Here is a 14606-nt window from a genome sequence, read left to right as displayed (position 1 = left end):
TCATGATTCGGCGGTTGAAACCGCTACTAAACAAACAAAGTCCGCCTACGCGGACTAAGAAATAAAGCGGAATAAAAGTTATCTATTTACCGCCGTAATAAAAAGCGATTTCTTTCTCTTTCAACGGTGCAAAGTTGGCCGCAACCAGCATTTTATCGAGTTCCTCTTGTCCGATGTGTTTAACACCGATTCGGACAATGCGCGATCGCATGGTATTTGACACGCCACTGCGCTGTCTCCCGGCTTCTAATCCCATCACTTGCTCGTAGAGGTCTAATTTTGCTTGCGGAATCGGAGTGCCGTCAAAGTCGATTCCAGAGGCGATCGCAACATCGATCGCATCTGCACCAGTTGTAGATTGAGCCGCTGAGTTTGTTTCTTCAGACATTGTGCAAATTAAATAAAAAGGACGATCGTCATTAAAAGTAGTTTAGTCCTAAAAGGGCCAAAGTTGAGCACCAAACTCTAGCACAGCTCAAAACAGGGTAAACTCGTGAAACAAGCTAAACAGTCCGCCCCCCAGTGTTCGATTAGTGTTCGATTAAGAACAGTTTGCCACAAGGGCGATCGCATTGAGCATTTCTTCAAACAACGGATTGCCAAAACTCATCAATTGCAGTGAAGCATTTTCGTCAAAAATATCCGGGTAAAATGTTACAGCATAATCGCGAGTTTTATAGTTAAGATGCCAAGTGCGATTTTCAGAGCGATCGAAGATAGCGCCAATCTGCTTTAAAATCAAAGAATTGACAAACAAGTTTTCGATTGTTTCAGGAAACAGAGAAGTCGGCGGCAAAGGTTGACGGATTTCTTGCAAGTCTGATTCTACATCCATCGCTACCATTTCATCGAGGACAGGTCGCAATGGCGGCGCGTCTAAAATGCGATCGAACTCTCCCAACAAAACGCCCTCTTCTTCGGGATCTGCACTCATCACAGCCTTTTCGATAAAAGTGGGAACTGTTGCGAGAATCGGCTGCAAATTGCCCACAACGGTTTGAAAAGCATCGATGCGATCGCGCAATTTCTTGTAAACCTTCGCCTCTACGGTTCCGTCATAGTAAAAATTGTGAATTCTTACGGTATCATAAATCTGCCCGATGCGATCGAGTCTGCCGATGCGTTGTTCGACTCGCATGGGATTCCAAGGCATATCGTAGTTGATTAAAACGCCGCAAGTTTGCAAATTTAGCCCTTCTGATGCGGATTCGGTACAAAGTAAAATTTTGATGATTCCTTCTCGGAATTTGGTTTTGATTTGTTCTTTCGGAAAAATTCGCCATTGGCCATTTTGATACAATTCTCCGCCGCGCCCGGAATAGCAAGCAATCTGAGCACCATATAATTGTTGTAAAGCAGTTCTGAGATAATCCATTGTGTCGGTGTATTGCGTGAAGACGATCGCACTTTCGCGCTGGATTAGTTCTTGACGCAAAATTGTGATAAAATGCGAAAGCTTGCTATCTTCGCCTGTATTCTCGAATTGATAAAGTAAATCTTCTAAATATTTAATTTCTTCAGGATCGGCTGGTTCAAAATAAGATTCCATTCCTTCCAAAATCACGTCATCGGCATCATCTAAATCGTGAAAATCATCCTCAGTAATGCTAATTCCTTCGAGGCGACGCTGTAAGGATTCGCGAATCGCATAAAACGAACTTGTCAGGCGTTTGCGGTAAAGAGTCATCAAAAATCCTAACGCTTTGCGGTTGTCTTTTTGCGCGAGATTGTAAAAGTGCCGCCCGTAATTGCTGACGGCGAGATAAAGCGGCACTTCGCGGTTATTTTCTAAAGTAATCGCATTGTCTCTGACTACGCGGTGGGGAATATCGCGATCCAACAATCCCCGCTGATAGTATTGGCGCAAGGTGTCGCGGGTGTGGCGGAACATCAAATCTTTGAGGGGAGTATTAACTGTCAAATATTGGCGGGAAGCGGCGATAAAATCCGTGTCTTCAGCAACTTGTTTTGGGTTGACTCGCTGGTTTTTTTCCCAAACATCGCGCAACTTATAATATAGTAGCCGATCGCACTTTTGGAGATATTGCTGCAACCGAGCACAGGGCGAACCGCCTTGCTGGAAGTAATCCACAGACATCAGTTGCCAAAAATTCAAGGTTTGGCGATCGGGCTTTTCCGACAAGGTGCTAAAATAATTGCAGAAATTCTCACCATAAGACCAATGTCCTCGCAGTCCGAGAAGGTGCAATAAATCGAAAACTTCGATCGCGTCAATCTGCATCGGCGTGGCGGATAATAATAACAGCGATCGGCTTTTTTCTTTCAATTGCTGCATTAACTGTAACAATCGATTCGGAGTTTCCTTGCGGTTTTGCGGGCTTTGGCGGCGGGCGTGATGCGCTTCATCCAGAATCACCAAATCCCACGGTTGCGCGTCTAAAAGCTGTTTTGTACGATCGCTCCGACGGACTAAATGAGATGATGCTAAAATGAGATTTTGGGAATTCCAAATATTCTCTTCCCCTGACTGACTCCTCTCCCCATACGCATTTTTTAATTCACCTTTGCTATAACTCCAAAAGTGCAGATTGAATTTTTCGCGCAATTCTTCGTGCCATTGCGGCTGAATGCTGGCTGGTGCTAAAATTAACACACGTTTGACTTTTTGGCTGACGAGTAAGTAACGCAGAATTAACCCAGTTTCGATGGTTTTTCCCAATCCGACTTCATCCGCAATTAAGAAACTTTTCGGAAAATTAGCCGCAACTCTACGCAATATCTTAATCTGATGGGGCCAAGGTTTAATCGGAATAGATTTCAAACAATAATCGAGACAAGTTGGTGAAGCGTACAAGTTGAGAAGCGGTTCAAATTTAGCATAATCTTGGGATAGTTCCGAATCGAGAATTAAGGAAGCCGAAGCCGCAATAATTCCTGTTTCTTCCTGACTGGTGATTTCTGATTCCTGACTCCTGAATTCTGACTCCCGATTCCAGACTGGTTTACTGCTGGGCGCGTAGTTTAGCAGCTTATTTTTGACCGCTTCCGGGACTTCAAAAACGCGCACATTCGGCGATAAATTGTTCCACAACTGTTCAAACCGAAAAATCTCTTCAGAAACTCGTTCTGCATCTCTGCCGCCTTCCCAAGCACAATAAACGTGGAAAGATTCAACGTTACTTTCCCAACCGCTGAGAGATTCGTTATTGGAACCGCTAAAAGCTAATTGTGCGCCGTTACAGTCGGTGAAAATGCCGACTTTTTCGTGAAAAATATGCTGGCGATCGAGTAAACTTTCAGTATCTATTGGTAAGCCGTTAGATTTGAGGGGAACGGCGATTTTAATATCGAGATAACTGTTTTGAATCAGCCAACTGAGGATTTCAAAATGTTTGAGTTGGGCGAAGGTTTTGGGCGGTTGTAAATCGGTATCGAGGCGCATGGTAACTGCATCTCGGAGGGCGTAACCTTGTTGGATAGCTTGCAAGTCTTGCGGGCTGAATTGACAGCCCATGATTAACCGCATCCGCCCTTGATTGTGCAGCATCGCGCCCAATCCCTGCGCTACTTTACTGAGGATGGCGCTGTTGAAAAAGCCGGATTTACGATCGTACTGTCGAGCACATTCTAGCGCGGGAATGTAGAAATCGGCGATCGGGTTATTTTCGTTGCTAGAATAGCTGATGCGCCAGGGATAATCTTTTAAATTCATTTTCCTGAATCTGGGTAACTTATTCTGGTATTTGTTGTGGCGGAATCTCCTCAGCAGAAAGTGTCACGACTTTTCCATCTTGCCAAATACTAATTGATTGTCCGAGTCTGCGGTGTTTCTCAATCGCCTGTGCGATCGCCATTTTAACACCAGCATCGATTCGATCGGACAATTTTTGATTTGTTTGAGTCATCGGATTAATCCTCCTGAGTAATTGTATTCCAAATCTGGGACTGATAAATTATCGGATTAGAATTTAAAGGGCATTCTGCAATCAATTCAGGAATAGGATTAGAATTATCATAACTAACCCACATATCACTTAAAGGTAAGTACAATTCTAATAAATTTTTGCGTCCTCTTTCATAGCGGCGACGAATCACATCTTCAGGAATATTATGCCCCCCACTTTCTACCCGCCGCCGCACCCGATAAACAGCTAATTCCGGGCTTTGCAACCAAAAATAAATTAAATTAATAGTATAACCTTTTAGTTTACACTTTCGCAAAAAACGGACATAATTGCGAGAGGCGAGAGTTGTCTCAAAAGCAAAATCAGCACCGGCATTTAATAGCGCGTCTAACCGTTGCAGCATCAATCGCCCCGCTTGAATCGCCACAGATTCGGGATTGAAAGGTGAAAGCCCAACAGCTATTTCATCCGCATTGACATACTCAAACACATTGAGAAAATGCGGCAACAACTGCATCGCCGTAGTTGTCTTTCCCGAACCGTTACAACCTCCGATAACATAAACATCCGGCATAATTGTTATTAGTAATTTGTTATTGGTTATTTGTTATATGCCACAATCTTCGATCCCCCTAAATCCCCCTGATAGTCGGGGGACTTTGAATTAAACTCTTGTCCCCCCCTTATTAAGGGGGGTTAGGGGGGATCTCTTCTCTCATTCTTTCAACCACCTACATTCAAATCTAAACTCAACTGTCCCTCAAACTGAATTTCCATCTGTTGATAAACAACCTTGGCCTTAATCTCATCCATCGCCAACCACAAATCTAACAAAGCCTTCTCCTCCGGGATGCGTTTCTTCTCATCCCCAATACGCGGAATCACTTTCAGCGCCACTTCTATCGCCCGCATGAAATTATCGTTATCAGTCAAAGCCGTTTTTTTCATAAACTCGCGCACGATTTGAATATCTCCGTCCTCCTGATACAAACCGATAATCGCGTGCAATCCATTGACTAAATAGGTAATCGAAAAATCTTGCGGATTGACCGAAAAAGCTCCTTTTTTCAGCCGCTGTTTCGGTGTCAAAAGTTTGCAAGTGCCGCTAGTCGAGTCAATTAATTTGTAGACTTTTGCTAAATCAACGACGTTGAAACCGCCGACGGCGAGGGCGAGTTGTCGCGCTTCATCGAAGGGGAACTCGACAGCGCCAAAGGCATCCCACGCGAGGAAATACCACTGCGTCAGGGCGTCAAATCCGGCGGTATCGGTTTGTGCAAGTTTGCGGAAGCGATAGTTTGCTATGGCTTTTCTGGCTTCAGCAAATGCAACTTCCGGGCGCACTTCTTCGCCGCTGCTGTTGAGGATGGGATAGGAACGGCTGAACACATTTAAAGCCGGGCCAAAGGCGCTTAAATAAAGGTCGATTCCTTTGATGTCGTTGGCTTCAAATTCTGGGGCGCGTTGTTCGACGAGATTGGCGACTTCCGGGCGCAAATCATCCCACCAAGCTTGGGCGGCGTTAGGATCACGTTTGCGACAGACGAGGAGCACTGTACTAGAAACCGAGTTTTTCTGCGCTTGGTGCAAGTTTTGCGGGTTTTCGGTACTGACAGCCCAAGATGCGGTAATCTCGAAACCGGCATCGATGAGGGATTTTGTGAGCACGTCCCACGCGCCGGATTCTTTATGGTTGAATTGGACTGTCATCACGCCGTCATCGCGCAAAACTCGGTAATATTCGCTAAAAGCTAGGGCCATTTTTGCTTCGTAATCTTGTTTGGCGAGTTCTTCGGGGGATGTGCCCATGTTGCGGAAGCGGCCGGGATTTGAAATTGCTTCTCTATCTTTGTCGGTGAGTTCGTTAATAAATAAATCGGGGAAAATATCGAGTAAATTTGCTCGTAGCCAAACATAGAAAAAATCTGTTAGTTCCGCATATCTAACTGAGTCATAGTAGGGCGGGTCTGTGATAATGGCATCGACTGAATTATCGGGAATGTGGTAGAGGCTATCGGCGGATGCGGCATCGATTTGGATGGTTTTGGGGTCGTATTGTTCGATACCGACCAAGCCTGTTGAGTGGGATTTTGTGCCGAATAAGGCGCAAAGATCAGAATAAAAGTTTGCTACTGTTTTAGAATACACTGACCAAAGCTTTTTTTGTCCCGCAGTTTCCACATAGTTCCACATTAAATTTAAAGCGTGTTGAGAGGTTGCAAGCTGAAAATTAGGCACTGAAGAGTTAAGATGAGTTAGTCTGCAATTAATATCAATACATCGATCGAGCATTAATGCTAAATAAGTGCTGATCGCCTCTACTTTTTGTAATTCGCACTCAGCCTGTAGCAGCGCCTTAGCTTCGTTGATAATTTCTACATAAGTAACAAGAGTTAACAACTGGCGCGAGTTAAACATCTCTTGCCAGTGATAAATTCCATAAAGGTACATATCTGGCCCTCTTTGAGTATTAGAGGGAATCTCTTGCATGGGAATTAATCCTAATGATTCCCACTCGATTCTTTTTTCATGTAAAAACTTATCGGCTTTTTCACATCCTGCTATATCGATATCGGTCGGAACTTTAAATTCTAAAAAACTGCTGCCTTGACGGTAAGCAACTGAATATAACTGATGTCCTAATCTAGAAGATTGTGCAAGTGATTTTATTGCTTCATCCTCAATCACAGTATCGCAATTAGGACATTTCCCCACACCTCTGCTAATCGTGTTATAAACACTTGGATCGTACTCACCCGCATCCGTTTTAATCGTCGATTCCTTGCCTTTCTTCCCCTTCACCAACTCAAAATCCACCCGCTTCTGTGCCAAGTTAGGAATTGGTTTCACCGCACACCATTGACCTTTTTTTGCACCACCAGACGATTTATCTAACCACCAATTCGGACTCAACGGCACAACCGACTGACAACTCGGACAAACCACCGTATGCGCCCACAAATAATTCTGCACAGTTTCCCCCGGTAAAGATGGGAAAAACTCAGTTAATCTTTTCTCCGCTTCATCCCCCACCCATTTCACCCATTTATCAATATCCTCCTGCAAATCCGGGCCAAATTTCAGCGGATATTCCATCGCCGCCTTCATCGTCACCACCGCCACGGGATTGAGATCCGACGCCAACACATTCAACCCGTACCGCGCCGCCTCAAACGGAATGCTTCCCCCACCCGCAAACGCATCTAAAATCGTCGGCGTGCGATTCCCCCACACCTTCTCGCAATAGTCATGAACCTTTTTAATTCGCACCGAAGACGGGGGAGTTTTGTAGAGTTTAATTTCCTTCCCCGGTTCCAATCCCAGCAAATATTCAAACTCTTCTAAAGAGATATCTGCGGGTAAAATCGACCCCAACACCGAAGCGCGAGAAAACGATAAAGGTTTGCGCGAATACCAGCGATGCAATCCTTTAAATGGATTGCCGCCGTGTTCGTAATAAACCTGCTCGTTTAGCAGATTTACGGGCATGATTTTCTCGATAAAGAGGTGAGGGCGCATAATTTTTTGGGGTTAATTTAAGGAGACTGTTCGACATTCCCGCAGTCGGACAATTGGATTTTTCGATAGTCGGATTTTTCGATAGTCCGACAGTACGCCAGGAGTTGAAACCCCTGACGGACTATCGGACTGAGGAACAATCGAAGATTTGTTTTGCGGTTAATTGCAAGTCGGGAAAGATTGTAGAAATCAGCCGATCGCTATTTTGAAACAACTGTTTTTGATACTCATCTTCTCGCAGATTACAGATTGTAATAGTCGGCTGTTTAGGTTTTCCAATGTATTCTCTACCCCCAATACCCAAATAATCAACAATCCAATACTCACGCACTCCTAACAAAGCGTAATCTTCAACTTTGCGAGCGTAATCATTTTGCCAGTTAGTGCTGACGACTTCAGCGATGAGTTTAATTGATTGTCCTGATGTAATTACAGGTTCTTGCTGCCACAAAGGTTCATTAATCAATTGAGTTTCATCTAATACAATTACATCCGGGCGAAAAGCCGTTGGTGTTCCTAATAGTTTGATGAGACAGCGAGGGGGAATAAAGTAAAGTAGATCCTGACGGTCAATTTCCACATTTAGTTTGCGTCCCAAAAAAGCAGATACTTGTTCGTGCGGGCCCGTTGCTTCCATTTCGATTAATTCACCATCAATTAGTTCACAATAATCGCTGTCCCCGTAGTGAGCAATAAATTCATCAACAGTTAAAAGTTTTGGAGGTGATTGAATCATTGTGTTTGTTCCTCGCGATACTAACAGATAAAGCGCCCCAAAATTCTTACATCAACCTTCAAATAGCTCTGCTTTTTCAATGATAAACCATTCGTGGTACAATACTGCCAAGAAAAACTCTTCTCCTTTTGGGCGATCGCACACAGCCATATATCCCGATACAAACATATCATCATCAAAAGTTGTATCCTTAAGAAACAGAGTCAGCGAGTTGCCATCCGCGCTCCAAATCGTCCGCAAAATCGTGATATTTTGGTGACGAGATGCTTCAACGGGCAATAACACCCACCGCCCCTCAATTTCGAGAAATTCTGGTTCGCCGTATCTAAACTCCGACTCCCATGTCTCCGGCCCTTCATGCTTCTCAATAATCCGATCCCACCGGACTGTTTTAATCTTAGCTAAAGTTTCATTAGACAAATCAGCTACTTTCATCAGATTAATCTCCCAATAAAATTCGCAAAGCTTTCAAAGCATTAGAACGATTGCCATTGGCAATTTTACCAAACCAATAATGTGCTTCTTCATTACTCATCGCCATAATCCCTTCGGCAATATTAGCAATTCGTTCGGTTTTCGATAGCGGTTGCAGCGATTGAAATAAAATCGCCAAACTCACCCCCGATTCTTCTGATAATATATAAGGAGTTTGTCGCTGCTGAGATAAACTTTTTGGATCGTAATTATTCGCTTTGAGAGTTGCATAAATTGTTTGTCTCGCCAAAACCAGAGCATTGCCTTTGAGTCGCCCCAATTTTTTAGCAGCAGGACGTTTTTTCTCTCCGGCTTTCTTGTAAGCACATTGATAGAGTTCTAATGCGAAGTTGTTATGATCTAAAGGCAAAACTCGTAACTGAAATTCTTGCATGATCTCTGGGCGCGGCGGGTTTATGAGAGATTTTGTTTGAGGCGTAGATGGTTGGTAGAACCCGCCCCTACATTTTAATATACTACTCTTGCCATTAAATTTAAACGCTCTACCGGATTGCGATCGAGCGTTTGTTTTATACTGCTAATATCCGAAGCATTTGCTGACAAAGCTGGCTTAAATTCTAAGGTAATTTTCAAACTAACAGTTGCTTGCGCGTCGGGACTGTTCAACAAAGTGTTAATAGTCGAGAAAAAGCTCTGAAATCCCCGCAACGCCCCTTGATATTCCAACCGCACAAATTGGTCGCCGGTTTGAATGTTTACGGTTTGGTCGATTTGCGGTTGCCACCGCTGCAATAGGGCAATAGCTGTTCCTAATTTGCGATAATCCATTACCTGATCCACAGACAATTCTAGCACTTCGATGCCTTGCACTTTGTGGTCGCTAATGCGATCGCCCAATCCCGCAAATACGGCATTAATCGTGCCGTCGAGTTCGATAATCGGCGGTTTCGCATCCCACAAACTCGGCTGTAGCGTTTCCACAACATAAGGAGAATTTCTGGGCTCTCCCACCCTAGGAACTTGAGGATTTAGATTGACATTGGTTGCTTTTTCTGCTGTCTCACCGTTACCGTAATCGGCCACCACACGAAAAATACTGTTATTAACAATGGTGGTTTCATACTCATCGGAAGGGCGGAAATTTCCCGCCACCAAACTATCATTGTGATACAAACTAACCGTCAATGCTCCTTTGGCTTTCCACCTGACACGCACGAGTTTTGCCGCTTCTGCACTCGGCATCAATTGGGCGCTGAGTTCCACTTCTTTGGGCGCTGGAGGTTCGAGAATGCCGCGCTTGTACAATACAGCGCGATCGCTAAATTCGATCGTCTCCGGCAGTGTCAGCATACTATCATCGGTTTTGATAAATAGTCTCTCCCCGACTTTCATATCCCAATTGCCCATTTTCAACCCTTCGCGAATCGTCTCCCGCAGCATCGAAACTTCCGCATCAAGGAGAATATTCAAACTCAAATCTTTAGCAAAAGCATCGCGCAGCGCCTTCGTCGTCCAACTATCCAACCCCGCAGGCCACACTTTTTGCAGGATAAAAGCCGGGGCGAAAGGTTTAGCTTCTTCCGGGCGAATCTTGCCGCAATCTTTGAGGGCTTTGAGAATCACATCTTGCTGGTTGTTTTTGCCTTTCACCATACTCGCATCCTGCGCGGTAAGAGTGTAGTGCATCAATCCTTTCGGTGCTTTTACTTGGTCATTTGAGGGATAAAATAAATGACGGTAAGCATTAGTCAAAGATACTCTCACAGCTATATCTTTTGCGCCTTCCCGTTCCTTCAATTGCTTCTGCTGGCTTCCAGATAAATCTGCCAGTCGGTTCTGACTTTTGAGAATATTTTGAATGGCTTTATATTCTCTGGCATTGTCGATCGCCGCTTCTAATTCTAGCCGATTTGCCACCAAAAATAACAACCGATTCCGGTAGGTGCGAAACTTCCCCGATTCGCCGCTATTGTTAAAAATTCTCTCTATTAATTCCGGGGCTGCGTCGGTAGAAGCATTCACCGTCGCTTCGTCAAAGTCGATCGCGCACAACGCCACCTCATCCGGGTTGTCGTCTACATCTCCGGGACTTTCGATATTAGAAACTAAGGTAAAGAATTTTTTGGCAAAAATGCTATCCCGACGAGTTCGCAAATCTTCTTTCGCCAATACTACCCCGACTTGTTCCTTCTCCTCGGTGATAATTTTGTTGATCGAAGGTTCCTCTTTAAACCTGGCTAAAGATGTTATCGGATCGAAGTCTAAATACCAGGCTACCTTCGTCAATCTTTCTAAAGCGCGATCGACAAAACCGCTGTCAACCCCTGGAGTCAGCAGCGACAAATTCAACTCAGCCAGCCGAATACCCGAAGAATTTCCCTGAGTCAGAGAATGCAAAAAGATCGATCGGGCTACCCAAGTAGAAAACGGCGGTTTTCCCGCTGCTATCCATTCCCCATCTTGCAATTGTGCGTAAGCCGGCCTACCATCGGGATTGTATATATCAGCGCCGATCGCATTCCGCAGGGGCGATCGTTGCAACCGAGAAGTCAGATCGTTAGTAATTTCGCCATCCATCCCTATAGGAATGTGATGCGTGTGAATCATCGGCATCCAACCGTCGCGATTTTCCCACAAATGCCGCACGACTTGCGCGAACAATCGCAAAGCGCCCCGCGTCTTCTGGAATTCGGGAATAGAAGCAATTTTTTTAGTAAGAAGATTGAACAATTCCGGGTGAAACGGATAACTTTGGGCGATCGCTTTTGAGTATGACGCATCTTTGCACCCATCGGGCAAATTAACGCGGCAATTGCGATAAGCCGCCAAATATTCCGATGCCGCTTTTAGCGCCGCTTCCTCGCTAACTCTGGCAAACACGCGCTGTTTAACGATGTTGTAAATTTCGATATCTGTAGAAGGACTCAACACCCTTTCTTGTCTTGCGGAAGCGCGCATCGTTTCTTGCAATTCTGCGGTTTCTTCAGCAAAAGTATCTGCTGTCGAGGCGAGGGAATAAACCAATACTAAATTATCGCACGCTGCCGCCAAATCCATCAGGGAAAATAGAAAAGCTACCACTTGTTTGGCTAAATCGCTTCTGCCAATTTGCTTCGCTTTTGCCGATCGCAAATACCGCGCAATTTCATCTAAAATAATCACAGTCGGCTGTCCCCCCGTCAACCGTTCTAACACCGAAGTACCGGGACTGACACCGCTTTTATCGCTGCCTTGCAGTAACTGATAGCCTGCAATCCCGCCAATTTGGTAAGCAATTTCGCCCCAAAGAGTGTAGGTTGTCAAGCCACTGTCCGAGTGATAAACTCCTTGTTCTGGGTCTAAATCTCGACCGTCGATGGCTGCAACGGCGATCGGGCGATCGGGAATAACGCTAATATCTGTAAAGCGTTCCAGTCCGAGAATTTCTCGCCCTTGCTTGCAGATATGCCAGAGTGCAATTTCATCGTGAGTTTTCCCACCCCCAAAACTCGTTTCCAAACGAACCACCCCAGCCCCGGCGCTTTGCTTCATCAAGCGGCTGAAAACTTCCCGGATCAGGGTTTTAATGCCATCAGTTGCGAAGGTATTGGCAAAGAATTTATTGGCATCTTGATAAACTTGAGGTGCAGTTCCTTCGACTACCAACCGCAATTTTGCTGCAAATAAATCTAGAGACAAGTCTCCCGATAAAATCTCATCTCTGGGCACGCAGGTATCAAAGATTAATGGCAGCATCTAACGATCCTTTGGTGTTGGGTAAATGATTAAAATCTACATTTCCGCCGCTGACAATTACCCCAATGCGAGCATTCTGGGCTTTTACAACTCCATCGAACAAAGCCGCCGCTGCTAACACTCCCGTGGGTTCCACAACTATCTTCATGCGTTCCCACATAAAAAACATTGTGCTGCGAATTGCGTCTTCGGAAACAGTTGCCATATCGTCCACATAATGCAGCACCAAAGGAAAGGTTAATTTTCCCAAAGATGGGGTGCGCGCACCGTCAGCAATCGTATCCGGGTTAGTAACAGTTTGTAGCGTTTTCGTGCGGAACGATCGCGCCGCATCGTCTGCTTGCGCGGGTTCTACTCCTATTACTTTACACTGCGGAGACAAAGTTTTTGCGGCGATCGCACATCCCGACAGCAAACCCCCGCCACCACAGCAAACCAGCAGCAAATCCAACTCCCCAACTTCTGCGATTAATTCCAGCGCCGCCGTACCTTGTCCCGCAATTACCCACGCATGATCATAAGGAGGAATAATTGTCAAGTGTCGCTCCTCGGCAATTTTGGCGGCGAGCTCTTCCCGCGCAACTTGAGTGCGATCGTACAAAATAATTTCTGCACCGTAGCCACGAGTCGCCTCTTGCTTGACTTTTGGCGCATCTGCAGGCATGACAACAGTAGCAGGAATTTCTAGCAACCGTGCCGCCAGGGCGATCGCCTGCGCGTGATTTCCCGAAGAAAAAGTCAGCACTCCCCGCTGTTTTTCGGCTTCAGATAGCTGCATCAAAGCATTGCAAGCACCCCGAAATTTAAACGAACCCGTGCGCTGAAAGTTCTCGCACTTAAAAAATACCTGAGAATTCGTCTGTTTGTTGAAAGTTTCCGAAGTGAGCACCGGCGTCTTGAAAGCTTTGCCATGCAAGCGCTTTGCCGCCTCCTCCACATCGGCGAAACAGACTGACAAGGGATTTTGGGCACAGAATGGGGCACTCATTGATTTTAGATGGGGACGATCGAGGACTCTATTTGTAGGCTGGGCATTGCCCGCTTCACTCCTACTATTAAAATATAAATTTCTATCATCAGCTTATTAATAATTATCATTAGTGGTTGCGCTTAATGGTTAAAAAAGCTGTTGACTAAAATCAAAGTTATGACAATTTACTATCAAAAACTAAAGAGGCGTTTGTACTGGCACAGGAGAGGAATTAATGAATACAAATTTAACCACCGCTTGATTAATTGTAGGGAAACAGCACGGCGCCGTGTCCTGCTTTCGGGTAACGGGTAAAATAAACCGGCTTCGATGGTGAAATTGCCCTCGCGAGTGCGATCGACTTCAACCATCGACAACAACGCAAAAGAGGACACGGCAATGTCATTTCCCTACCCAAAAAATAGCGACTAAATTGTTTAACAATTACAAAAAAAAAGGACACAGTATGACTATGCCCTTACCTCTGTATTGTAGGGACACAGCATTGCTGTGTCCCTAACCGTACCGATATCCAGATTAGGATTCTTGCCGTTTAGAACAAGAACAATTCAGTATTACCGGTCGGTCCCAAATTGACATCGACAGTGGCAAACAAACTGTTACCACCAACCGTAGAACCGTTGCTATCGTAATACAGTTTAGTAGACAAACCGTCGTAGATAGCCATGATGGACGGCCCGGTTAAAGTTGCTTCAAACACGGTTACATCAGACACTGTGCTGCTGTAAGCGTAGAAACTCGAACCCAAAGGCCCAGATCCGGTTGTAAAGGCTGCAAAACCAGTGCTGTCGAGGTTAATTTGATCCTCAGCAGTGCTGTAATTGGTAATTACATCCCCGCCGTCAGCAGTAGTTCCGGTGAACACAAACACATCCGCACCAGCACCGCCGTTGAGAACATTGGTTCCCAAACCACCGATTAAAGTGTCATTACCGATGCCGCCGTTGAGAGTATCGCTACCGCCACCGCCGAAGAGGCTGTCATTGCCATCGTCGCCGGAAATGCTGTCGTTACCCAAACCGCCGTCGAAAATGTCGGCACCAGAACCGCCATTCAAGATGTCAGCAAACTCAGTGCCCGTGACGTTGTTAGAAGCCGCACCTCCGGTAAACAAGACAGGAGTGCTGAAGTTGTAACCGCCAACACCAGAACCGAAGTTGTTAACTCCGCTTGTCGGGAAAGTACCGGGATTAGTGATTAAATCCACAACGCTGCCTGAGTTGGTAGTAGTACCATTGGCAGAAGGTGCGATCGTACCTGTGAATACAAAGTCCGCCGTTCCCAGATTGCTAGCAGCCGTACCCAGATTCGCAATCAAGGTAGA

General features: G+C 45.4%; 11 protein-coding genes. All 11 read right to left on the bottom strand.

From position 1 onward, the window contains the following. Positions 1–82: 82 nt before the first annotated feature. Positions 83–388, bottom strand: a complete 306-nt coding sequence (locus QUA70_RS08765; protein ID WP_333346230.1) for a small RNA NsiR4-regulated ssr1528 family protein — start codon at positions 386–388, stop codon at positions 83–85. Positions 389–541: 153 nt separating this feature from the next. Beyond that, positions 542–3673 carry an SNF2-related protein gene (locus tag QUA70_RS08760; protein ID WP_333346233.1) on the bottom strand — a complete coding sequence of 1044 codons (3132 nt, stop codon included), beginning with the start codon at positions 3671–3673 and terminating at the stop codon, positions 542–544. 19 nt (positions 3674–3692) lie between these two features. After that, positions 3693–3866, bottom strand: a complete 174-nt coding sequence (locus QUA70_RS08755) for a hypothetical protein (protein ID WP_333346235.1) — start codon at positions 3864–3866, stop codon at positions 3693–3695. Positions 3867–3870: 4 nt separating this feature from the next. Continuing rightward, on the bottom strand, positions 3871–4440 hold the full coding sequence (locus QUA70_RS08750) for a zeta toxin family protein (protein WP_333346238.1): 570 nt from the start codon (positions 4438–4440) through the stop codon (positions 3871–3873). A 149-nt stretch (positions 4441–4589) separates the two neighbouring features. Further along, a complete protein-coding gene (locus QUA70_RS08745) occupies positions 4590–7385 on the bottom strand; it encodes a DUF1156 domain-containing protein (RefSeq protein ID WP_333410375.1) in 2796 nt (931 codons plus the stop codon). 121 nt (positions 7386–7506) lie between these two features. Further along, positions 7507–8121, bottom strand: a complete 615-nt coding sequence (locus QUA70_RS08740; RefSeq protein ID WP_333346244.1) for a Uma2 family endonuclease — start codon at positions 8119–8121, stop codon at positions 7507–7509. A gap of 51 nt (positions 8122–8172) precedes the next feature. Further along, complete coding sequence (locus tag QUA70_RS08735; protein ID WP_333346247.1) at positions 8173–8556, bottom strand: hypothetical protein; 384 nt, start codon at positions 8554–8556, stop codon at positions 8173–8175. Positions 8557–8560: 4 nt separating this feature from the next. Continuing rightward, positions 8561–8989: a DUF7680 family protein gene (locus QUA70_RS08730; RefSeq protein WP_242719412.1), complete on the bottom strand. Its 429-nt coding sequence runs from the start codon at positions 8987–8989 to the stop codon at positions 8561–8563. 74 nt (positions 8990–9063) lie between these two features. Beyond that, a complete protein-coding gene (locus QUA70_RS08725; protein WP_333346251.1) occupies positions 9064–12291 on the bottom strand; it encodes a DUF499 domain-containing protein in 3228 nt (1075 codons plus the stop codon). Next, a complete protein-coding gene (locus QUA70_RS08720; RefSeq protein WP_333346254.1) occupies positions 12272–13279 on the bottom strand; it encodes a threo-3-hydroxy-L-aspartate ammonia-lyase in 1008 nt (335 codons plus the stop codon). Before QUA70_RS08720 ends, QUA70_RS08725 begins: the two co-directional genes overlap by 20 nt. Before the next feature lie 535 nt (positions 13280–13814). Continuing rightward, positions 13815–14606 (bottom strand): calcium-binding protein (locus tag QUA70_RS08715; protein WP_445251622.1); only part of this gene is annotated, 792 nt, incomplete at its 5' end.

This window comes from Microcoleus sp. LAD1_D5, assembly GCF_036702115.1.
GTDB lineage: Bacteria > Cyanobacteriota > Cyanobacteriia > Cyanobacteriales > Microcoleaceae > Microcoleus.
Note: the sequence above shows the minus strand (reverse complement) of the source record. Positions and strands in the feature narration are given on the sequence as shown.